This window comes from Deltaproteobacteria bacterium, from assembly GCA_016875395.1.
Lineage (GTDB): Bacteria > Myxococcota_A > UBA9160 > UBA9160 > UBA6930 > VGRF01.
Genome location: VGRF01000001.1, coordinates 18,153 through 39,195 on the forward strand (window position 1 = coordinate 18,153; position 21,043 = coordinate 39,195).

The following is a 21,043-nucleotide window of genomic DNA, read 5'->3' on the forward strand; positions in this document are numbered from 1 at the left end:
CTCTTCACCCCGCGCGCCGGGTGTTCCCTAGACGCTGCGCGCCCGCCTCGGGTTCCGCGTCAGACGCGCTGCGAGCGCGACATCTTCGGCGCAATCAGGAGAGAGGCAAGAGCACGTCTGCGAGACGGCGCCCGCGCTGCACGCGGAGATAGGCGCGATCCCGGCCCTGGAGCCGCAGCACGGCGCGACGCAGGGACTGTTCGTTGCTGAGCGCCTGGCCATCGATGGCGCGGATGAAGTCGCCGGCTTGCAGCCCGATCTGCTCCGCCCCGCTACCGGGGCGAACTTCCGCGGCTCGGTAGACGCCGCGCTCCAGCACGAGCTTCATGCCGAGCCGCTCGTTCGCGAGGTCGGCGACGACGGCGGCCGGGATCTCCGTGGCGGTCGCGCGCAGCGTGAGCGGCTTGCCCGCGCGCAGCAGGTGCAGCTCGTGCACCTGGCCCGTGGTGCTGCTCTCCAGCACTTCGTACAGCTCGCGCGCCGCGCGGATCGGCAGCGTGTCGATCTTCATCAGCACGTCGCCGCGCAGAACGCCCGCCTTCGCGCCCGGGCCGCCCGCGCGCACGCGATTCACGATCGCGCCGCGCTGCCCGGCGGGCAGCTTCAGCAGCTCGAGCATCGCGGGCTCGAGGTCTTGCAGATCGATCCCGAGCCAGACCGGCGCGACCGATCCCTTGGTGACGAGCTCGTGCACGATGCGTTTCGCCACGTCGATCGGGATCGCGAAGCCGATGCCTTCGGCGCCCTCGATGATCGCGGTGTTGATTCCGATCAGCTCGCCCTCGGCGTTCATCAGCGGACCGCCGGAGTTTCCGGGATTGATCGAGGCGTCGGTCTGCAGGAAGCCGTGGAACGTGCGGTCGCCCGTCTTCAGCGAGCGGTCGACGGCCGACAGCACGCCCGTCGTCACCGTGTTCGAGAGACCGAATGGGTTCCCGATCGCGATCACGGGCTCCCCGACGAGAAGCCCCGCGGAGGTTCCGGGCGTCACCCACGGCACCTCTTTCGCTTCGTCGAGCTGAAGCACCGCGAGATCGTTGTTCGGATCGCCGCCAACGAGGCGCGCACCCAGCTCGCGACCGTCGGCGAGCGTGATGCGAATCGTCTCGGCGCCGCGCACCACGTGCTCGTTCGTGAGCACGCGTCCCTTCGCGTCGATCACCACACCCGAGCCGAGACTCTGCACGGGACGCCGCATGCTCGGCTCGAAGAACAGGTCGAAGAACGGATTCGCGACGCGCCGCTGCTGCTGCTCCGTGGTGATGTTGACGACCGCGGGGCCGACCTTCTCCACCACGCGCACGGTGGCGGTGCGGCGCAGGAACGGGTCGTCAGCGCTCGCGGACGTTGCGGCAAGGACAGCGAGCGAGGCGGCGGCGGCCCACATGCGCGAGGGTGTGCTCATGGGCGGGGCACCCTAGGCGCGGGGAAATGGCCGAACAAGACCACACGCAGGACCGCGCCGCCGCCGAGTTTTCGCGCCGCTTCGGCCGCGCACCGAGTCATGGAGCGCGCGCGCCCGGGCGCGTGAACCTGATCGGCGAGCACACCGACTACAACGATGGCCTGGTGCTGCCGTGCGCGATCGATCGCGCCACGGTCGTGCTCGCGGCGCCGCGCGACGACGCGCGCGTGCGCGTCGCGTCGGCGGATCTCGCCGCCGAGACCGAGTTCGCACTCGCCGAGCACGCGCGCGCGGGCGATTGGGCCGACTACGTGCGCGCCGTGGCGGCCGCGCTCGCGGAAGCCGGGCATCGCGTGCGCGGGGCGGACCTCGCGATCGCGAGCGACGTGCCGCTCGGCGCGGGGCTCTCGTCCTCGGCGGCGCTCGGCGTCGCGGCCACGTACGCGCTCGCGCGCGTGTCCGGCATCGCGCTCGCTCCGCGCGCAGCTGCCGAGCTCGCGCACCGCGCCGAGAGCCACTTCGCGGGCATCGGCTGCGGGATCCTCGATCAGTTCGCGAGCGCGCTCGGCGCGCGCGATCGCGCGCTGCGCATCGATTGCCGCGCTCGAGACGTTACGGAGATCGCGCTGCCGCCGGGCGCGACGTGGCTCGTCGCGGACTCGGGCGCGCACCGCGAGCTCGCGCGCGGCGGCTACCGCGAGCGCGTCGCGGAGTGCGCCGCTGCGCTCGCCGCCGCGAAGCGCGCGGGCAGCGCGGCGCCGAGTGCGAGCGCGCTGCGCGATCTCGGTGAGGACTCGCTGCATGCACTCGCGCGGGTGCTGCCCGAGGTGCTCCTGCGCCGTGCGCGCCACGTGATCCGCGAGAACGCGCGCGTCGACGCGTTCGCTCAGGCGCTCGCGGCGCACGATCTCGGCGCCGCCGGGGCACTCATGCGCGCGAGCCACGCGAGCCTGCGCGACGACTACGCCGTCTCGACGCGCGAGCTCGACGCGCTGTGCGCGCTGGGCGACGCCGCGCCCGGCTGCCACGGCTCGCGCCTCACCGGCGCCGGCTTCGGCGGCTGCACGCTGCACCTCGTCGAGAGCGAAGCGGCGCCCGCCGTGGCGCGCTCTCTCGAGGCCGGCTTCACCGCCGCGTTCGGGCGCGCGCCGCGCGTGTGGGCCGTGCATGCGAGCGAGGGGGCGAGGGCGTTCGCGGTGTAGGCGCGGCGGTGTCGCGGGCGGCGCATCCCGCGAGGCGAGCCAGAAATCGCTAACCCGGCGTCTGACGCCAGCTTTGCGATTCGCTCGCAACTTCGCGCGCATCCCCGCGATCTGGAGCGCCGGAGCAAGTTCGAGTCAGGCGCAAATCGCTTTAACCGCGATCCAGCGCGTCGCGCAGTTCCCTCGCCGCGCGTTCCGGGTCCGTCGCCGCGCACAGCTCGCCGGTCACGGCGACGCCCGCGGCCCCCGCGCGCACGCACTCGGCGGCGCGGCGCGCGTCGATGCCGCCCTGCGCAAGCACGGGGATGCCCGCGCGCGCGGCTTCACGCAGCGCGGCGAAGCCGAGCGGCTCGCGCGACGCGGGCTTCGAGTACGGCGCGAAGATCGGGGCGAGATGCGCGTAGCTCGCGCCCGCGCGCGCCGCGGCGGCGACTTCGTCCGCGCTGTGCGCCGAGGCGCCGAGCAGCGCGCCCGCGCCGAGCAGCGCGCGCGCCTCGGCGAGCGGCAGCGCGTCGAAGCCGAGGTGCGCGCCGTCCGCGCGCGCCGCGAGCGCGACGTCGACGCGGCGATTCACCAGCACGCGCGCGCTCGGGCTCGCCGCACGCACGGCCGCCATCACCTCGCGCACGAGCGCGAGCAGCGGCGCGCCGTCGAGGTCCTTCTCGCGCACCTGCACCCAGTCGGCGCCGCCGCGCACCGCCCCTGCGGCGATCTCCGGAATCGAGCCGCGCGCCGACTTGCGGTCGGTGACGAGGCAGAGGATGTGGCGAGCGAGCTCGTTCTTCAGAACGTCGCGATCCCGTCCAGCGGGCTCGACGCGTTCGCGTAGAGCCGCCGCGCGATGCGTCCGGCTTCGTACGAGAGCCGGCCCGCCTCGACGGCGAGCTTCATCGCGCGCGCCATCTTCACTGCGTCCTTTGCGCCCGCGATCGCGGTGTTCATCAGCACCGCCGTCGCGCCGAGCTCCATCGCCTCCGCGGCGTCGCTCGCGCAGCCGACGCCCGCGTCGACCACGACCGGCGCCTCCACGGTCTCGAGGATGATGCGCAGGTTCGCGGGATTGCGGATGCCGAGGCCGCTGCCGATCGGCGCCGCGAGCGGCATCACCGCGACGCAGCCGAGCGCGGCGAGGCGCTGGCACGCGACGGGGTCGTCGCTGATGTACGGCAGCACCTCGAAGCCGTCCGCGACGAGGATGCGCGCGGCTTCGATCGTGGCGGCGACATCGGGGAACAGCGTGCGCTCGTCGCCGATCACTTCGAGCTTCACGAGCGCGTGGCCGAACAGCTCGCGCCCGAGCTGCGCGGTCGTGACGGCGTCGGCGACGTTGTAACAGCCGGCCGTGTTCGGGAGCACCGTGAGCCCCTTCGGGATCGCGCCGAGCACGCTCTGCTCGCGCGGCTTCGTCAGGTCCACGCGCCGCAGCGCGACGGTGATCATCTCCGCGCCGCTCGCCTCGGTCGCCGCAAGCTGCGTCTCGAGCGATGCGTACTTCCCGCTGCCCACGATCAGGCGCGAGCGGAATTCGTGTGAACCGAGCTTGTAGGTCTCCGACATCACCCGCCTCCTACGGCTTCGAGAATCTCGACGCGATCGCCCGCCGCGAGCGCGCGCGCGGCGTACTTCGTGCGCGGCACCACGTTGCGGTTGACGGCGATCGCGATCTTGCGCCCCGTGAGCCCGAGCGCTGCGACCAGCTCTACGAGGGTCGCGCCCGCGGCGATCTCCCGCGGCTCGCCATTCACGGAGATGGAGAATGCGGCGTCGGTGCGATGGGTGGCTTCCACGGCGGGCTCACGAAACGAGTGCGGCGCGCATGCAACCATCCAGTGCGCGCCGAGAGCAGCCGACACTATTCAGACGCGTGGGGGGTGTCAAACGAGTGGACGCGCTCGCTCCGACGAAAACCGCGCGGCCGTTCCGCAAACCGAGCCCGTGCGCGACTGTGAGGAAGTGAGCGACGTGAAGTCCGGCCGACCGACGGTTGCATGCATCGACGAGAACGCGCTCGCGCACAACTTCAGCGAGGCGAAGCGGCTCGCCGGCTCGCGCGCGCTGATCGCGGTGGTGAAGGCGGACGCGTATGGGCACGGCGCCGCGCCGGTGGCGCGCAAGCTCGCGGCCTCGGGCTGCAAGCACTTCGCGGTCGCCACGGTGGAAGAGGCCGCGCAGCTGCGCGACGCCGGCATCGCGCACACGATTCTCGTGCTCGGCGGCGCGCACGACGCAGGCGAAGCCGACGAAGCGGTCGCGCTCGGGCTCACGCCGGTCGTTCAGCACGCGGGCCACATCGCGCTGCTGCGCAAAGCCGCAGCCGAGCGCTCGCGCGCGATCGCCGTCCAAGTCGAGGTCGACACGGGCATGGCGCGCATGGGCATCTCGCCCGAGGACGCGCCCTCGATGATCGAGTCGATCGCGCGCGACCCGCGCTTCGGGCTCGATGGCGTCTACACGCACCTCGCCTGCGCCGACGAGGCCGACCTCGCGCCCACGCACCGCCAGCTCGCGCTGTTCCGCGAAGTGCTCGCCGCGCTGCGCTCGCGCGCGATCGCGCCGGGCCAAGTGCACGTCGCGAACTCGGCGGCGCTCGTCGCGACTCCCGCCCTCGCGGAGGCGCTGCCCGCGGAAGTGAGCGCGGTGCGCCCGGGCCTGATGCTGTACGGCGTTGCGCCCGCGCCGCATCTCGCCGACGCCGCGCAGCTGAAGCCGGTGATGAGCGTGCGCACGCGCGTCGCGAACTTGCGCTGGGTGCGCCGCGGCGACCCCGTCGGCTACGGCGCCACGTTCCGCGCGAAGCAGCGGGGCCGCATCGCGACGCTGCCGATCGGCTACGCGGACGGGATTCCCTGGTCGCTCGGCAATCGCGGCGCAGTGCTACTGCGCGGGAAGCGCGTGCCGATCGCGGGCCGCGTCTCGATGGACCTGATCACCCTCGACGTCGGCAATTCGCCCGTCGAGATCGGCGACCCGGTGTGCGTGTTCGGCGTGCCCGCCGGCGGCGGCGCCCCGCTGCGCGTCGAAGAAGTCGCCGAGGCCGCGGGCACGATCCCGTACGAGCTGCTCGTGCGCGTCGGCGCGCGCGTGACGCGGGTGCTGGGGAGCTGAGCCCCACATGCCCGACGACGCCGACGGCATCGTCCTCGCGTTTGAGTACGCGCCTGGCGAGTGGGTTCGCCTCACCCGGAGATTCCGTTTCCGGTTCTTGTCCGTGGCACGAGATCTGGTGGTCACCGTCCTGATGGTCGCGCTTACGCTCTTCGCCCCAGCCCAATGGCGTGTTGCACTGCTCGCGGCTTGCGCGGGGTACGCGGCGATCGCGTGCGCCTCCGTGCTCGTCTGGCCGGTTTGGTGGGAGCGACGGATCCCCTACTTGCGCGAGCGGTACCGCCTCGAGCTCGGCCACGATGCGCTCGCCTTCTCGACTGCGAGCGTGTCGTCGCGGCTGCCGTGGTCGTACTACAGGGGCTGGGCTCGGGATCGCCAAGCCCTCTACCTCTGGATGGGGCGCGGGCAGGCGACCGTCATCCGGTCTCGCGCGCTCGTTTCGAACGAGGCGGCTGTGCTTGACCGACTGCGCAGCAAGCTGGGCGAGCCGCGCTGGTCTGCCTAAGGTGCGCGCGCTTTGACCGCCGCCACGCACACTCCCGAGAAGCCGACGCGCATCGAGTACCACGCATCGCTGCATGACGTGTGGAAGGCGTTCGGCGAGCGCAGCGTCCTGGAAGGCGCGTCGCTCGACCTGCGGCCCGGCGAGATCACCGTCGTGATCGGCGGCAGCGGCTGCGGCAAGTCGACGCTGCTGCGCATTCTGCTCGGGCTCGAAAGCTACGAGCGCGGCTCGGTGCGCCTGTTCGGCCGCGAGGTGAGCGCGCTCAGCCGCAGCGAGCAGAGCGAGCTGATGATGCGGGTGGGGATGCTGTTTCAGTTCGGCGCGCTGTTCGACTCGATGACGGTGGGCGAGAACGTCGGCTTCGCGCTGCGCTACGTGCAGCGGCGCCCCGAGGACGAGATCGCGCAGCGCGTGCGCGAGAACCTCGCGCTCGTGGGCCTGCGCGACGTCGAGGCGCTCTATCCCGCGCAGCTCTCGGGCGGCATGCGCAAGCGCGTCGCGCTCGCGCGCGCGATCGCGCACAAGCCGACGCTGCTGTGCGTCGACGAGCCGACGACCGGCCTCGACCCGATCATGTCCGACACGATCAACGAGCTGATCCTGCAGATGCGCGAGCGACTCGGCGTGACGGTGCTGTGCATCACGCACGATCTCACCGCCGCGTTCAAGATCGGGGATCGGATCGCCATGATGCACGACCGGCGGATTGCTGCTTTTGGGACGCCTGAGGAGGTGCGGGCGTCTTCGAATCCGGCGGTGAGGCAGTTTGTGGCTGGGAGTGCTTACGGACCTTTGTCTTAGTCCGCGCATCTTGGTCCGGGGCGGGCGATCCGATCTTTTCTTGTTGACTTCGCAAACCGCGTCGAAGACTCCGCGGTTTGCTGCGCGCTTCGCTTGCAATCTCGGCCGACTTGCTGGGGAGTAGCGGTCGACTTCGAGGTTGTTCCGGCGCTTAGCTGATGCGGCAATGCATCTCGCCGGGGCGTGCAGCGCGGCACGCGCGAGAGCGAGTCGGTACTTTGCGCGCTCGTTCTTCTCTCGGAGCGGGGCGCGACGCGATGCGGGTTCTTGTCGTCGGAAGCGGTGGGCGTGAGCACGCGCTCGCTTGGAAGCTCGCGCAGAGCCCGCGCGTCGAGGCGGTGGTTGCGGCGCCGGGGAGTGATGGGATCGCGACCGTCGCGAGGTGCCTGCCGGGCGTCGCGGCGACGGATGCGCGGGGGCTGATCGAGGCGGCGCGGGCGGAGCGCGTCGGGCTCGTGGTGATCGGGCCCGAGGATCCGCTCGCGCTCGGCGTTGCGGATGCGCTGCGCGCGGCGGGGCTGGCGGTGTTCGGGCCTTCGGCGAAGGCGGCGCAGCTCGAGGCGAGCAAGGGGTTTGCGCGCGAGTTCATGGCGCGGCACGGGATTCCGCATCCGCGCTTCGCGCGCTGCAGCGATCTCGCGAGCGCGCAGCGGGAAGTGCGCGCGCGCGGCGGGAAGTGCGTGGTGAAGGCAGACGGGCTCGCGGCGGGGAAGGGCGTCGCGGTGTGCGCGAGCGAGCCGGATGCGCTCGCGGCCCTCGACGAGATGATGGGCGCGCAGCGCTTCGGCGCGGCGGGCGCGAGCGTCGTGATCGAGGACGTGCTCGCCGGCGAAGAGGCGAGCTACTTGGTCGTTACGGACGGCACGCGCGTCGTGCCGTTCGCGCCCGCGCAGGATCACAAGCGCGCGCTCGATGGCGACCGCGGCGAGAACACGGGCGGCATGGGCACGTACACGCCGGCGCCACTCGTTACGGAGGCCGTCGAGAAGCGCGTGCTCGAGGAGATCGTGCACCCCACGCTGCGCGGCATGCGCGCCGAGGGCAATCCGTTCAGCGGCGTGCTCTACGTCGGCCTGATGATCGACCCGAGCGGCGCGCCTTCGGTCGTCGAGTTCAATTGCCGCTTCGGCGACCCGGAGACGCAGGTCCTGATGGCGCAGATGGAGCACGACCTCTTGCCGCTGCTCGACGGCGCGGCGCGCGGGCAGCTCGACGACTCGCTCGTGGCGCGGGGCGACGGCGCGGCGGTGTGCGTCGTGCTCGCGTCGGGCGGTTACCCGCGCGAGTTCGAGAAGGGCAAAGCGATTCGCGGCCTCGACGCCGCCGCTCAGGTGCCGGGCGTCGTCGTGTTTCACGCCGGCTCGAAGCGCGTGGGCGACACGTTCGCGACGAACGGCGGGCGCGTGCTCGGCGTGACCGCGCGCGGCGCGAGCTTCGCCGAGGCGCGCGAGCGCGCGTACGCGGCGGCCGATCGCATCGCGTTCGACGGCATGCACATGCGCCGCGACATCGGCGCACGCGCACTCGCGCGATGACGACGCTGAGCCTCGCCGAAGCCGCCGCGCGCATTCGCCGCGGCGAGCTCGTCGCGTACCCGACCGAGACGGTGTGGGGCCTCGCGGCCGACGCGCGCAACGAAGCCGCGGTGCGGAAGCTGCGCGCCTGGAAGGGGCGCGACGCCGAGAAGCCGATGTCGGTGCTGGTGAGTGATTACGCTGCGCTCGAGACGCTCGGCGCGGAGACGACGCCACTCGCGGCGAGGCTCGCCGCGAAGTTCTGGCCGGGCCCGCTCACGCTCGTCGTGCGCTGCGAGCACGCCTTCGCGCGCGGCGTCGCGAGTGAGGACGGCGGCGTCGGCTTTCGCTGCTCGCCGCATCCCGTCGCGCGCGCGCTCGCGCGCGAGGCGGGAGTGATCACGGCGACGAGCTTCAACCGCTCGGGCGACGCCGCGTGCGCGACGCGCGCCGACGCGGAGGCGTGCGCCGACGCGCAGGTTGCACTCGTGGCGGGCGAAGACGCCTCGGGCGCGACGCCGAGCAGCGTCGTCGACGCGAGCGGCGCGCGGCTGCGCGTGCTGCGCGAAGGTGCGATCCCGGCGCACGTTCTGGGAGCGGCGTCATCAGGAGAAATGCGTGGCTGAGATTCGCCCGTTTCGGGCGCTGCGATACGACCCTGCGCGCGTCGAGCTCGATCGCGTGCTCGCGCCCGTCTACGACGTGGTCACGCCCGAAGACCGCGTGCGCTTCTACGAGAAGGATCCGCACAACGCGATTCGCCTCGAGCTGACCAAGGAAGTCGCGCAGGAGGCGAGCACGGACTACTCCGAAGTCGCGCACACGCTCTCGGCGTGGCGCCGCGACGGCGTGCTGAAGCTCGACGCGCAGCCCGCGCTCTACGCGCTCCGCCAGCGCTTCAGCGCGCCCGACGGCCGCGCGCTCGCGCGCACGGGCTTCTTCTGCGCGCTTCGGCTCGAGGACTACGCGAAGCGCATCGTGCGTCCCCACGAGCGCACGCTCGCGGGGCCGAAGGCGGATCGCCTGAAGATCCTGCGCGCGTCGCGCACGAACCTCTCCGCGGTGTTCCTGCTCTACGAGGATCAAGACGGGAAGCTCGACGCACTGCTCGAGCAGGCGCTCGCCGCAAGCGAGCCGCAGCGCGCGCACGATGCGGGTGGCGTGACGCAAGAGCTCGTGGCGGTGACCGACGCGAACGCGATCGCCGAGGTGCAGCGCTTCCTCGCGTCGCGTCCGCTCGTGATCGCCGACGGCCATCATCGCTACGAGACGGGGCTCGCGTATCAGGCCGAGCGCCGCGCCTCCGCAAGCGAAGCGCGCAGCGAGGCGAAGCCGAGCGAAGTTGAACGCGGCAGCGACGCGAGTGCTGATTCCATCTTCGTGTACCTGGCGAACGCGTACTCCGCGGGCTCGCTGTTGTTGCCGATTCACCGGCTGCTCGTGAAGGCGCCCGCGCCGAGCGAGGCGCGCTGGAGCGAGCTCGCGCGCGCGGGCTGGCAGCACCGCAGCGTGGCGGCGAGCTCGCCCGCGCAGGTCGAGGCCGCACTGCGCGACGCACTGGCACAGCACACCGGTGCGCCGGCGTTCGCGGCGGACGACGGCAAGGGGCAACTGCGCGTGTTCTGGAAAGCGGCGAGCGCCGAGCTCTCGATCGAGGTCTTCCACCGCGAGATCGTGGTCGGGTTCTTCGGCCTCGACGAAGCCGCGGTCCGCGATGGCGCGGTCGCGTTCCCGAAGGCGATCCAGGAGGCGGCGAAGGACGTGCGCGCGGGCCGCGGCTCGGTCGCGCTCTACCTGAATCCGCTGCGGCCGGACGACGTGTTCCGCGTGACCGGCGCCGGCGCGACGCTCCCGCAGAAGTCGACGTTCTTCTACCCGAAGCTGCCGACCGGGCTCCTGTTCCGCTCGCTGGACGAAAGTTGAGCCGCCGCAGGACGCCGGTTCCGAAGGACCCCGCCCGTGTGGACGGGCGCCGCATCGACCGGGTGCTCGCCGAGCTCGGCTATGACCCGAACGCGCCGGCCCTCCGCCTGCTGAAGGTATGGGAGAGCGCGGTCGGCCCGGAGATCGCGAAGCACTGCGAGCCCACGGACTGGCAGGGCGGCACGCTCGAGCTGACGGTCGCGACCCCGGTGTGGGCGCAGCAGGTGGCGCTGCGCAAGCCGATCATCCTGGCCGGCCTCCGGAGCGCGCTCGGAAGCGACGCACCGACGGACCTGCGCACGCGAGTCCGCTAAAGAGTTCACATGCCGAAGCCCGAGAACGAAGTGCACGAGCCGCTCGCAGTCGGACACGCCGGGATCCGCTGCGATTTCTGCAATCAGATCGTCCCGAGCGTCCGCCGCGTCGCGCTCGACCGCGACTACGAGCGCCTGCTGACCCCGCACAAAGAGCGATACGCGTGCCCGAAGTGCTCGGCCGCGAAGGACAGCGAGCGGCGGGGCATCGCCCGGTAGCTCGGTCGCGCGGGAAGGGCTGGCCCCGAGGGGCACGCGCTGAAAACTTCAGGCGCTGCCTAGCCTTCCCGAAACGTGTCGCCTACTGTGCCGCGCCTTCGCGCCGCCCGGTTCGAGCCCGAACAGGTCGCCGGTCGCGGGCGCAAGTGGAGTGATCTCGATGGCCAAGCTTTCCCAGACGCTGCGCGACAACAAGCGCGCGCGCATGATGAAGAAGTACGCGGCGCGGCGCGCCGACCTGCGCAGCAAGCTGCAAGATCCGAACGCCTCGCTCGAGGAGAAGTTCGCGGCGCAGGAAGGCTTCGCGAAGCTGCCGCGCAACTCGTGCAAGACGCGCCAGTCGCGCCGCTGCCGCATCACCGGCCGCTCGCACGCCGTGTACAGGAAGTTCGGCGTGTCGCGCATCATGCTGCGCGAGATGGCGCTGCGCGGTGAGCTGCCCGGCGTACGCAAGGCGAGCTGGTAGCCGCCATGAAGGAAGGCATTCACCCCGACTACCACGCGGTGCTGTTCATCGACAGCGCCACCGGCCGCGAGTGGCTCTCGCGCTCGACCCTGAAGTCGAGCGAGAAGCGCAAGATCGACGGCAACGACGTGCCGGTCGTGCACCTCGACATCTCTGCGGAGAGCCACCCGTTCTGGACGGGTCAGCAGCGCTCGCTCGACACGGAAGGCCGCGTCGACCGCTTCAAAAAGCGCTACGCGAAGAAGAAGGGCTGAGCGATGCCGCGCCGCTGCCATCTCACGGGGTCGAAGGTCCAGTCGGGCCAGAACGTCTCGCACTCGAACCGCAAGTCGAAGCGCACGTTCGAGCCGAACCTGCAGCGCGTTCACCTGATGAGCGACGCGCTCGGCCGCCAGGTGCACGTGCGCGTCTCGACGCGCGCGCTGCGCACCGTCACGAAGGTGGGGGGCCTCGACGCGTTCCTGCTCGGCACCGACGACACGAAGCTGCCGCCGGAGGGGCTGTCGCTGAAGCGCGACATCCAGCGCGCGCTGCGATAGCTGCGCACCGATTCGAGGGCGGCCTCGGTGCGTGAGCGCCGAGGCCGTTCGTGTTTTCGCGCTACGCGCTGAACTAGCGTCGCCGCTCTTCAGGAGGCCCGAAGTGAGCACGTACCAGTTCATCCTCGTCGACGATCCGCGCCCGAAGATCCGGCGCATCACGCTGAACCGCCCGGAGAAGCGGAACGCGCTGAACAACGGCATTCGCGGCGAGATCTTCGCGGCGCTGGAAGCCGCGGACCGCGATCCCGAGGTTCACGTCTCGATCATTCGCGGCGCGGGCTCGTGCTTCTCCGCCGGCTACGACCTCGGCAGTAACAACGGCGCGAATCAGCCGTTCTTCAGCGCGGGCGGCGACGGCAACTGGCCGCGCCACGTCGTCGACGGCGCGTTCAAGATCTGGGATCTCGCGAAGCCCGTGATCGCGCAGGTGCACGGCTACTGCCTCGCGGGCGGCAGCGAGCTGATGAGCGCGTGCGACCTCTGTTACGTGAGCGAGGACGCGAAGATCGGCTACCCGCCGGTGCGCCTGATGAGTCCGCCCGACAACCAGTTCCACGCCTGGCTCGCCGGAATGCGCAACGCGATGGAGCTGATGCTCACGGGCGACTCGGTCGACGGGCACGAGGCCGTGCGCATGGGCCTCGCGAACCGCTGCTTCAAGAACGAGGAGCTCGAGACGAAGGTGCTCGACCTGGCGGAGCGCATCGCGAAGATTCCGCCCGACCTGCAGCAGCTGAACAAGCGCTCGATCCACCGCGCGATGGAGATCATGGGCATGCGCGCCGCGATCAAGGCGGGCACCGAGATCCAGGCGCTCGCGTTCCACCAGAAGTCGTCGCGCGAGTATCTGAAGGAGTTCGCGAAGGGCGTGAGTCAAGCGCTCAGCAAGCGCGACGCGCAGTTCGGCGACTATCGCGAGAGGCAGAAGTAGTGGCGGGCGACATCCGCGTCGGCATTGCGGGGATCAGCGGCTACGGCGGCACCGAGTTGTTACGGCTGTGCGGCGCGCACCCGCGCTTCCGCGTCGCGTACGCCGCGGGCGACAGCAGCGCGGGGCAGAAGCTCGCGCAGCGCTTCCCCGCGCTCGCGGGCTCGGCGACGGGCGAGGTCGTGATCGAGGCGTTCGATCCGGCGGCGCTCGCGAACGTGGACGTGCTGTTCGCGTCGCTGCCCACGGGGAAGTCGCGCGAGCCGCTCGCTCGCGTCGATGCGCGCGTGCGCGTCGTCGACGTCGGCGGCGATCACCGCTTCGTGGATGGCTGGACGTATGGCCTCAGCGAGCTGCCCGGCCAGCGCGCGAAGATTCGCGGCGCAACGCGCCTCGCGAACCCCGGCTGCTACCCCGCGGCGTCGCTGCTCGCGCTCGCGCCGCTGCTCCACGCGGGCCTGGTCGAGAGCCAAGGCATCGTGATCGACGCGAAGAGCGGCGTCACCGGCGCGGGCCGCGGCGGCGCGAGCGACTTCGGCTACGCCGAGACGAACGAGGATGTGTTCGCGTACGGCCTCCACGCGCATGCCCACGTGCCGGAGATCGAGTCGGCGCTCGCGCAGGTCGCGGGCCGCGCCGCGACCGTCGCATTCACGCCGCACCTCGTGCCGATGTCGCGCGGCATCCTCGCGACTTGTTACGCCCGCCCGCGCGCGGCAGTCACCGCGGCGCAGTGCAGCGAGGCGGCGCGCGCGCTCTACGCGAGCGAGCCGTTCGTGAAGGTGCGCGAGGTCGAGAAAGACGGGCGCAGCCCGCACACCGGCTGGGCGACCGCGACGAACCTGTGCTTCGTCAGCTACGCGGTCAACGCGCGCACCGGCCTCGTCGTCGCCACGGGCGCGATCGACAACCTCGGCAAAGGCGCCGCGGGCCAGGCCATCCAAAACGCGAACCTGATGTGCGGAATCCCCGAAGTTTCGGGGCTCGAGGGCCTGCCGGTTTGGCCTTGATCCCGTGACGGGTTCGCGCCCCTCCTGGTTTACTCCGCTCCGGCGGCCAAAGCGCCGCCTCCGCTGCGCGCTTCGCTTGCGTGGGCGGTTGCGGAGATCCAGCTAGGGAACACCGAGGTCGTTCTGGCCCGCGAGCCGCACGTGAGGGCCCCGGGGACACGAACGCCCCGGCGCTGTCAGGCGCCGGGGCGTCGTTGTTAGGGCGAGGCTCATCCGTTGAGGCGGACGATCGCACTCCCCGGCGTCGTGTTCTGGCCCTGCTCGTTCTTCACGAACAGCTCGACTTCGGCCAGCTTCTTCCCGCCTTCTTCCCACTTGCGCTTCACGGTGCCGCCGAGCGTCATCTCGAGGTCCGGCTTGTCCATGCCGCGGTACTGGCAGCTGATCTTCTGGATGCGGCCGCCGTGATCGAGCCAGTTCGACACGAGCTCGCCGAGCGCCGCGTACTTGAAGCGGCCGTGCACGATGATCGAGCCGAGCGCCTTCGACTGCGGGAAGTTGTAGTCGTGGTGCAGCGGATTGAAGTCGCCGCCGCCCGCCGCGTACTTCACGAGCTGCGTCACGCCGGGCTTCTTCTTCAGCACCGGCAGGGCATCGCCTTCCTTGAACGAGTCCCACTTGAGGGGCATCGCGTTTTCCTTTCGACTTGCCCGCGCCGATCCACTCTGAGGAGTGCCGCTTCAATGCGGAAGCGCGGGGGAGATTGAGATTGTTAGGGGCCTAGTAGAACAGACCCTGCGAGCGCTGCGTCGCGACCACGCGGCCGTGCTGGTTCTTCACGGTCGTGAGGTTCGTGACGATCAGCATCTCGCCCATGGCCTTGGTCTCGCGCACGTCGAGGCCCGCGACCTGGCCGGTCACGGTGAGCGTGTCGCCCGCGCAGATGTCCTCGAAGTACTCGGTCTCGGCGCCGCCATCGAGCACGTTCCTGAGGCCGTGCTCGAGGCGCGGGCCCGGCAGCATCGGGCCGGAGAACGTGTCGTTGGACTTGCCGGGGATGAAGATCGCCGTGCCGAAGTAGGTCGCCGGCGCGGGCAGGCTGCGATAGCCGGCCTTCTTCGCGGCGGCTTCGTCGAAGTAGACCGGGTCCGTGTACCCGACGCCGCGCGCGAAGGCGCGCACGCTCGTGGTGGTGACTTCGTGCGTCCACGGCGGCGACTCGACGCCGACCACGGCGCGCATCGCAGGCGTGATCTCGATCTTGGCCATGCGGGGGATCCTCCTGAGAAATGGGAAGCGCGCACCGTACACCAGCGTCGGGGCCGGGCGGGCGACCGGTCATTCCGGCCGGGCCGAAATGATCGCCCGGTCATTTCGGCCCGGCCTGAACGTTCGGCCCTACGTCCCGCGGTAGACCGGCGCGCGCTTCTCGGCGAACGCCCGCGGGCCCTCGAGCGCGTCGGCGCTGCGCATCACGCCCGCGGAGTTGCGCGCCTCGATCGCGAACGCCTCGGCGAGCGCGACGCCGCTCGTCTCGAGCGCGGTGCGCTTGATCGCGCGCAGTGCGAGCGGCCCGTTGCGCGCGAGCCGCGCGGCGATCGCCTCCACCGCTGGCATCAGCTCGCTCGGCTCGACGAGGCGATTCACCAGGCCGAGCGCGAGCGCCTCGCTCGCCGGGATCGGGTCGCCCGTCAGCAGAATCTCCATCGCGCGCGCGAACGGGATCTGGCGCGCGAGGCGCACCATCGAGCCGCCGCCGGGCACGAGCGCGCGCTGCACCTCGGTCAGCCCGAAGCGCGCGTGCTTCACCGCAAAGCGGAGGTCGCAGGCGAGCATCAGCTCGAAGCCGCCCGCGAGCGCATCCCCGTTGATCGCGGCGATCAGCGGCTTGTCGAGCGCGAGCTCCTTCATCAGCGCGGCCTGCATCACGCTGGGCTCGGCCAGCACGCGCCGATCCCACTCGTCCTGCGGCTGCCGGCCGCCCGTCCAGAGCGGCAGCAGCTTCTTCAGGTCGCCGCCGGAGGTGAACATCTCGCTGCCTGCGCCGGTGAGGACGCCGAGGCGCAGTGTGTCGTCGTCGCGCAGCTCCGTGAGCGCGTCCGCGAGCCGGCAGATCGCCTCGGGGCTCAGCGCGTTCTTCACTGCCGGGCGGTTGAAGGTGATCCAGGCAACGCCGTCGCGTTTCTCGAAGAGCAGGTCGGCCATGCGCGCACCGTAGGGCGATTCGCGCGCACGAGCCGCGCGTGACATACTCGCTGCGCGCCCGCGGAGCTCACGATGTCCACCGCCACCGAGATCACGCTGCTCTGGGCCGCCTTCACCGCGACGCACCTCGGCCTCGCGAGCGTGCGCGTCGAGCCGCGACTGCGCGCGAAGCTCGGCGATGTCGGGTTCCTCGGCCTCTACTCGCTCGTCGCGCTCGCGATCTTCATCCCGCTCGTGCGCCTCTACTTCGCGAACCGCCACGGCGGCGCGTGGCTGTGGGCGATCGAAGTGGGGACGCCTCTGCGCGCGGCGCTCTACGTCCTGATGACCCTCGGCGTCGTCATGACGGTCGGTTCGATCCTGCGCCCGAGCCCCGCCGCGCTCGCGCCCGGCGCGAGCAGCGAAGTCGCGGGCCTCTACCGCATCACGCGCCACCCGATGGTGATGGGCCTCGCGCTGCTCTTCGCGCTGCACCTCGTGCCCAACGCCAGCAGCGCCGACGCCGCGTTTTTCGGCGGCTTCGTCGCCTTCTCGCTCGCCGGCGCGTGGCACCAAGACGCCCGCAAGCTCCACGCGCCTCCGCCCGGCTTCCGCGAGTTCCACGCGCACACCGCCTTCATCCCCTTCACGCGCGCGGGCTGGCTCCAAGGCGTGAAGGAAATCCCCGCGCTCGTCTGGTTGTTAGGCATCGCAGCCTCCGCGCTCGCGAGATGGTTCCACCCGCGCGGGCTTTGGTAGTCCGGCAGTCGTCGCGCGCGTTCCGCGACCGAGGCGCGCTCTGAGCCGTGCGCGCTGCCCTCAGCTCCGGGGCATCCAGGGCTCGCTGAAGAACCAATCGAGGGCATCGGGCTGAAAGTCCGATGGCGGCCAGTGTCGTCCCCCCTCGTCCACGACGAACGTGAGGTTGCACCCAAGCTCCTCGAGGTGCCGCTTCATCGGCAGCGCGACGTGCTCGAACGGGAACAGCTCGTCGTGGGTGCCGTAGGTCAGATAGACCGCGGGGCGCAGTGTGTCGGACTCGGCGGCGTCGGCTTCGAGGGCGAGGAAGCCGGCGGCCCAAGCCATCACCGCGCAGAACAGGCCGGGGTTCGAGAGGCCGACGCTGAGCGCGTAGCTCGCGCCGTCGGAGTAGCCGATCAGGGCCTGGCGCCCGCGATCGATCGGGTAGCGGCGGTAGACGAGGTCGTACGCGTACTCGAGGAAGTCGAGGTCAGGGCGCGGCGAGGGCTGATCGGGCTGGAGTGCGCCGCTGTCGTCGCGCATGCCGAGCGCGATCAGATCCCACGTCATGTGAAACGAGCGCGCCACCAGCACGAAGGCCTGCCGCTGCTGCGCCTCGAAGCGGTACGCGCGCATCAGCGCCTCGTCTTGGCGGCCGGCGCCGTGGAGCACGGTCAGCAGCGGGTACTTCTTCGCGGGGTCGATCTCGTCGGGCGTGAAGAGCGCGGCGCGCTGCGGGCCGCGCTCGATCCAGACGAGGCCCGTCGGCACCTCGAAATCCACGGGCTCGGGCGGCTTGTGCGTGACGCGCAGCTTCAGGCTGTCCATGCCGCGAATGCTGCCCCTTGCGCGCCCGATTCGCCGTAGCCGGGTTCACACCTGGGTGCGGCTCGCGAACCGCCCTTCGCCTACCGGCGCCCGGGCCAGTTCCTTAGGCTGCGCGCCTTTCCGGGGGTTCCCTTGCGACGACTGCTCCTCCTGGCGCTCGGCCTCGCGCTCGCGGCCTGCAGCAACTCGAAGCCCGTGAAGGCCCCGGCCCCGCCGACGCCCTCCACCCTGGACGTCGTGAACTTCTCCACCTACCTCGGGAACGACCTCGCCGACAGCGTGCGCGACATCGTGCTCGACACGGCTGCGAGCCCCAACCTCTACGTCACCGGCTCGGCGAAGTCCGCGAACCTGCTGCCCGGCAGCCCGGTCGCGGCATTCGGCGGAAACGAGGACGCCTTCGTCGCGAAGTTCGACGGCAACGGAGCCTTGCTCTGGTGGACGTTCGTGGGCGGTCCGGGGCCCGACAGCGCGTATGCGATCGGGGTCGACGGCAACGGCGACGTCGTGATCGGCGGCGGCGCGGCCGCAGGCTTCCCGGTCACGGGCGGCGCGCTGCTGACACAGTTCCAGGGCGGCGCCGGCGCGTGCGATCCGACGCAGCTGCCGACGAACAACACCACGGTGCCCAGCGGCGCCAGATGCGACCCGGACACCGCCAACCCCGCGCTCGATGGCTTCGTCGCAAAGCTCTCCGGTGCGAACGGCGCGCTCCAGTGGGCGACCTACTTCGGCAGCGGGCGATTCGACGTCAACGTCTACCGAGACGATCCGATGGAGCCTGCGAAGGCGTCGGGTCCGACTCCAACAACAACGTCTACGTCACGGGCGGGACGTACTCTCCAAACCTTCCGACGACGACCGGCGCGTATCAGACGACGCGCAACGCCACGATCTCCGCGTTCGCGGCCGTGCTGAACCGCGACCTCAGCGCGCTGCGCTACGCGACCTACATCGGTGGTTCCGGCGACTCGACGGGCCGCACCGCAGCGGTGCGCGCCGAGGGTCGCTTCACGCTCGGCGGCATCTCCCAGAACGGCTGGCCGCTGCAGAACGCGACCGGCGGCGCAGTCAGCGCCGGCGACGACCACGGTGCGGTCGCCGATATCACCGTTCCGCTCGGCCCAGGCTGATCGCTTCCTCGCCGCCCGCTTGTTAGGGAGAGCGCCGCCTCGGCGGCGCGTGGCGTGCGGTACGCGCAGTGGGGCAGGCTCTGCCTCGCGCGCGGGAGGCGCCGCCATGAAGCTGCTCTGGTTCCATCTCATGCCCTACACGGATCTGCCGGACGACTTCCGCGAGAAGCACTCCTCGGTCTGGGTCGACGTCGACCCCACGCTGTTCGACCCCGCCAAGGCGAACGGCATGTACAACGACTTCCTCGACGAGCTCGAGTTCGCCGCCGAAGTCGGCTTCGATGCGGTGTGCGTGAACGAGCACCACTCGAACGGCTACGGACTCATGCCGTCGCCGAACTTGATCGCCGCCACGCTCGCGCGCCGCACGCGGGACGCAGCGATCTGCGTGATGGGCAACTCGCTCGCGCTCTACAATCCGCCGACCCGCGTCGCGGAGGAGTTCGCGATGCTCGACGTGATCAGCGGCGGGCGGCTGATCGCGGGCTTCCCGGTCGGCACGCCGATGGACACTTGTTACGCCTACGGCATCAACCCGAGCCAGCTGCGCGAGCGTTACCACGAGGCGCACGACCTGGTCGTCAGGGCCTGGGCCGCCGAACAGGCGTTCACGTTTCACGGCCGATACAACCAGCTGCGCTACGTGAACCCGTGGCCGAAGCCGGTGCAGCGCCCGCACCCGCCGATCTGGATCCCGGGCGGCGCGTCGATCGAGACCTGGGATTGGTGCGGCGAGCGCGACTACGTCTACTCGTATCTCTCGTACTTCGGGTACAAGCAGGGCATCGCGACGATGCGCGGCTTCTGGGACGCGATGAAGCGCCTCGGCAAGGAGCCGAACCCGTTCCACGCCGCGTTCTTGCAGTTCGTCGGCGTGGCCGAGACGCGCGAAGAGGCGCTCGAGCTCTACGCCGAGCCCGCGCTCTACTTCTACGAGCGCTGCCTGCACGTCGACTCGCGCTGGTCGGCGCCGCCCGGCTACGCGAGCGAGGCTTCGCTGCGCGCGCGCATGAAGTCGCAGGTGGCGCTCGCCGCAGAGCGCGCGAGCGAGGGCGCGGCGAAGAAGTCGCGCACGACCTTCGAGGACATCGTGCGCCGCGGCTACGTGATCATCGGCAGCCCCGACGAAGTGGCGGAGCAGCTGCGCGAGGTCGCGGTCGACCTGAACGTGGGCCAGCTCATGCTGCTGATGCAGTACGGCAACATGACCAAAGACCTCGCGTTCCATAACACCGAGCTGTTCGCGAAGAAGGTGGCGCCGCAGCTGCGCGGCCTGTTCGAGAACGAGTGGGAGAACCGGTGGTGGCCGCGACCGCTGCCGCTCGCTGCGCGTGCGACCGCGCGCGAGCTGCGGAGCGCGCAAGCGCCGCGCCGCGAGCCGAAGGCGAGTGAAACAAGCCCGGGAGGCGCACGCGCGTGACCACGTTGCGCGAGCACAGCGTGCGGGTGAACGGCGAGAGCGTGCGCGTGTGGGAGAAGGGCGCGGGGCGAACGGTCGGCGTGCTCGCGGGCCTGCTCGGAGCGCCGCGCTGGACGCCATTTCTCGAGTCGCTCGCGCAGCGGCACCACGTGGTGGTGCCCTCGCTCCCCGGCCACGCGGGCGGCGGCGACTTCCGCAAGCTCGACGACATCGCCGACTGGGTGAGCGCCACGCTCGATTTGCTCGACGCCGCCGATCTCGAAGGCGCCGACCTCGTCGGCTTCGGACCCGGCGCGATGCTCGCGGCCGAGTGCGCCGCGTTCTCGCATCCCGTCGCAGGCAAGCTCGTGCTGTGCGCGCCGTTCGGCCTGTTCGACGCGAGCGAGCCGGTCACCGACTTCTGGGCGCGCCGCCCGAACCAGCGCGCGGCAACGTTCTCCGCGCAGCCAGCCGAGTTCGCGCGCGACGTGCTCGCGCCGCCCGCTGGCGCCGACGAGCTCGAGCACCAGATCGCGCAGACGCGCGCGCTCGAAGCCGCCGCGCGCTTGCTGTGGCCGAACTGCGACCGCGGCCTCGCGAAGCGCCTGCACCGCGTGCGCAACGACACGCTGCTCGTGTGGGGCGAGCGCGACGCGATCGTGCCCGCCAGCTACGCGAAGAAGTTTGCCGCGGGAATCACGGGCAACGCGCGGGTGCACGTCATCCCGGGCGCGGGGCACGTGCTCGATCACGACGCCCCCACGGAGCTCGCCGCGGCGATCGAGGAGTTCGTGGGCGAGTAGCGCCGGCGTGCGTCTTTGTCCGCCTGGCTTCGTTGCTGCTCGCTCGCCGCTGCGCGCGCCTCGCCAGTCGGCCAAATCCGC

Annotated in this window: 27 protein-coding genes; 19 read left to right on the forward strand and 8 right to left on the reverse strand. The window is 71.1% G+C overall.

Annotation, left to right across the window (positions count from 1 at the left end; genetic code table 11):
• Positions 1-94: 94 nt before the first annotated feature.
• The gene (locus FJ091_00075) at positions 95-1,405 is read right to left on the reverse strand and encodes a trypsin-like peptidase domain-containing protein (protein ID MBM4381738.1); all 1,311 of its coding nucleotides are present in this window, start codon (positions 1,403-1,405) and stop codon (positions 95-97) included.
• Between the two features lie 26 nt (positions 1,406-1,431).
• Between FJ091_00075 and galK the strand changes: the two genes are divergently transcribed.
• Positions 1,432-2,607 carry a galactokinase gene (gene galK / locus FJ091_00080; GenBank protein MBM4381739.1) on the forward strand — a complete coding sequence of 392 codons (1,176 nt, stop codon included), beginning with the start codon at positions 1,432-1,434 and terminating at the stop codon, positions 2,605-2,607.
• Positions 2,608-2,758: 151 nt separating this feature from the next.
• Here galK and FJ091_00085 read toward each other — a convergent pair whose 3' ends face one another.
• The 3 genes from FJ091_00085 to thiS form a co-directional block, all read right to left on the reverse strand.
• Positions 2,759-3,304: a thiamine phosphate synthase gene (locus tag FJ091_00085; protein MBM4381740.1), complete on the reverse strand. Its 546-nt coding sequence runs from the start codon at positions 3,302-3,304 to the stop codon at positions 2,759-2,761.
• Between the two features lie 86 nt (positions 3,305-3,390).
• Entirely contained in the window at positions 3,391-4,164 is a 774-nt protein-coding gene (locus FJ091_00090; GenBank protein ID MBM4381741.1) for a thiazole synthase, read from the reverse strand.
• Positions 4,164-4,433: a sulfur carrier protein ThiS gene (gene thiS / locus FJ091_00095; GenBank protein ID MBM4381742.1), complete on the reverse strand. Its 270-nt coding sequence runs from the start codon at positions 4,431-4,433 to the stop codon at positions 4,164-4,166. The genes FJ091_00090 and thiS overlap by 1 nt, the downstream gene beginning before the upstream one ends.
• 127 nt (positions 4,434-4,560) lie before the next feature.
• Here thiS and alr point away from each other — a divergent pair, with 127 nt between their 5' ends.
• From alr to FJ091_00160, 13 genes are all read left to right on the forward strand, one after another.
• The gene (alr, locus tag FJ091_00100) at positions 4,561-5,712 is read left to right on the forward strand and encodes an alanine racemase (protein MBM4381743.1); all 1,152 of its coding nucleotides are present in this window, start codon (positions 4,561-4,563) and stop codon (positions 5,710-5,712) included.
• 7 nt (positions 5,713-5,719) lie between these two features.
• Positions 5,720-6,217 carry a YcxB family protein gene (locus FJ091_00105; GenBank protein ID MBM4381744.1) on the forward strand — a complete coding sequence of 166 codons (498 nt, stop codon included), beginning with the start codon at positions 5,720-5,722 and terminating at the stop codon, positions 6,215-6,217.
• 51 nt (positions 6,218-6,268) lie between these two features.
• Positions 6,269-7,018 (forward strand): ABC transporter ATP-binding protein, encoded by a 750-nt coding sequence (locus tag FJ091_00110; GenBank protein MBM4381745.1) that lies wholly within the window; start codon positions 6,269-6,271, stop codon positions 7,016-7,018.
• Positions 7,019-7,275: 257 nt separating this feature from the next.
• Positions 7,276-8,553 carry a phosphoribosylamine--glycine ligase gene (purD, locus tag FJ091_00115; GenBank protein MBM4381746.1) on the forward strand — a complete coding sequence of 426 codons (1,278 nt, stop codon included), beginning with the start codon at positions 7,276-7,278 and terminating at the stop codon, positions 8,551-8,553.
• On the forward strand, positions 8,550-9,158 hold the full coding sequence (locus FJ091_00120; protein MBM4381747.1) for a threonylcarbamoyl-AMP synthase: 609 nt from the start codon (positions 8,550-8,552) through the stop codon (positions 9,156-9,158). The genes purD and FJ091_00120 overlap by 4 nt, the downstream gene beginning before the upstream one ends.
• Positions 9,151-10,455, forward strand: a complete 1,305-nt coding sequence (locus FJ091_00125) for a DUF1015 domain-containing protein (protein MBM4381748.1) — start codon at positions 9,151-9,153, stop codon at positions 10,453-10,455. Before FJ091_00120 ends, FJ091_00125 begins: the two co-directional genes overlap by 8 nt.
• Complete coding sequence (locus tag FJ091_00130; GenBank protein ID MBM4381749.1) at positions 10,452-10,769, forward strand: DUF721 domain-containing protein; 318 nt, start codon at positions 10,452-10,454, stop codon at positions 10,767-10,769. The genes FJ091_00125 and FJ091_00130 overlap by 4 nt, the downstream gene beginning before the upstream one ends.
• Before the next feature lie 9 nt (positions 10,770-10,778).
• Entirely contained in the window at positions 10,779-10,988 is a 210-nt protein-coding gene (locus tag FJ091_00135; GenBank protein MBM4381750.1) for a hypothetical protein, read from the forward strand.
• Positions 10,989-11,148: 160 nt separating this feature from the next.
• Positions 11,149-11,454: a 30S ribosomal protein S14 gene (gene rpsN, locus FJ091_00140; protein ID MBM4381751.1), complete on the forward strand. Its 306-nt coding sequence runs from the start codon at positions 11,149-11,151 to the stop codon at positions 11,452-11,454.
• A gap of 5 nt (positions 11,455-11,459) precedes the next feature.
• Positions 11,460-11,708 (forward strand): type B 50S ribosomal protein L31, encoded by a 249-nt coding sequence (locus tag FJ091_00145; GenBank protein MBM4381752.1) that lies wholly within the window; start codon positions 11,460-11,462, stop codon positions 11,706-11,708.
• Positions 11,709-11,711: 3 nt separating this feature from the next.
• Positions 11,712-11,993 carry a 50S ribosomal protein L28 gene (gene rpmB, locus FJ091_00150; GenBank protein MBM4381753.1) on the forward strand — a complete coding sequence of 94 codons (282 nt, stop codon included), beginning with the start codon at positions 11,712-11,714 and terminating at the stop codon, positions 11,991-11,993.
• A gap of 103 nt (positions 11,994-12,096) precedes the next feature.
• Positions 12,097-12,927, forward strand: coding sequence for an enoyl-CoA hydratase/isomerase family protein (locus tag FJ091_00155; protein ID MBM4381754.1), 831 nt, complete (start codon positions 12,097-12,099; stop codon positions 12,925-12,927).
• 11 nt (positions 12,928-12,938) lie between these two features.
• Entirely contained in the window at positions 12,939-13,934 is a 996-nt protein-coding gene (locus tag FJ091_00160; protein ID MBM4381755.1) for an N-acetyl-gamma-glutamyl-phosphate reductase, read from the forward strand.
• A 209-nt stretch (positions 13,935-14,143) separates the two neighbouring features.
• Here FJ091_00160 and FJ091_00165 read toward each other — a convergent pair whose 3' ends face one another.
• The 3 genes from FJ091_00165 to FJ091_00175 all read right to left on the reverse strand — a co-directional run bounded on the left by FJ091_00165 (position 14,144) and on the right by FJ091_00175 (position 16,079).
• Positions 14,144-14,563: a hypothetical protein gene (locus FJ091_00165; GenBank protein ID MBM4381756.1), complete on the reverse strand. Its 420-nt coding sequence runs from the start codon at positions 14,561-14,563 to the stop codon at positions 14,144-14,146.
• 91 nt (positions 14,564-14,654) lie between these two features.
• The gene (locus FJ091_00170; GenBank protein MBM4381757.1) at positions 14,655-15,143 is read right to left on the reverse strand and encodes a MaoC family dehydratase N-terminal domain-containing protein; all 489 of its coding nucleotides are present in this window, start codon (positions 15,141-15,143) and stop codon (positions 14,655-14,657) included.
• Between the two features lie 129 nt (positions 15,144-15,272).
• Complete coding sequence (locus FJ091_00175) at positions 15,273-16,079, reverse strand: enoyl-CoA hydratase/isomerase family protein (GenBank protein MBM4381758.1); 807 nt, start codon at positions 16,077-16,079, stop codon at positions 15,273-15,275.
• Positions 16,080-16,151: 72 nt separating this feature from the next.
• Here FJ091_00175 and FJ091_00180 point away from each other — a divergent pair, with 72 nt between their 5' ends.
• Positions 16,152-16,817: a hypothetical protein gene (locus tag FJ091_00180; protein MBM4381759.1), complete on the forward strand. Its 666-nt coding sequence runs from the start codon at positions 16,152-16,154 to the stop codon at positions 16,815-16,817.
• 60 nt (positions 16,818-16,877) lie between these two features.
• On the opposite strand, the gene FJ091_00185 is transcribed toward FJ091_00180, so the two are convergent.
• Positions 16,878-17,627, reverse strand: a complete 750-nt coding sequence (locus FJ091_00185; GenBank protein ID MBM4381760.1) for a hypothetical protein — start codon at positions 17,625-17,627, stop codon at positions 16,878-16,880.
• 132 nt (positions 17,628-17,759) lie between these two features.
• Here FJ091_00185 and FJ091_00190 point away from each other — a divergent pair, with 132 nt between their 5' ends.
• The 4 genes from FJ091_00190 to FJ091_00205 all read left to right on the forward strand — a co-directional run bounded on the left by FJ091_00190 (position 17,760) and on the right by FJ091_00205 (position 20,962).
• Complete coding sequence (locus FJ091_00190; protein ID MBM4381761.1) at positions 17,760-18,545, forward strand: hypothetical protein; 786 nt, start codon at positions 17,760-17,762, stop codon at positions 18,543-18,545.
• Entirely contained in the window at positions 18,539-18,760 is a 222-nt protein-coding gene (locus FJ091_00195; GenBank protein MBM4381762.1) for a hypothetical protein, read from the forward strand. Before FJ091_00190 ends, FJ091_00195 begins: the two co-directional genes overlap by 7 nt.
• 106 nt (positions 18,761-18,866) lie before the next feature.
• A complete protein-coding gene (locus tag FJ091_00200; GenBank protein MBM4381763.1) occupies positions 18,867-20,180 on the forward strand; it encodes an LLM class flavin-dependent oxidoreductase in 1,314 nt (437 codons plus the stop codon).
• Positions 20,177-20,962, forward strand: coding sequence for an alpha/beta fold hydrolase (locus FJ091_00205; GenBank protein ID MBM4381764.1), 786 nt, complete (start codon positions 20,177-20,179; stop codon positions 20,960-20,962). Before FJ091_00200 ends, FJ091_00205 begins: the two co-directional genes overlap by 4 nt.
• Positions 20,963-21,043: the final 81 nt, after the last annotated feature.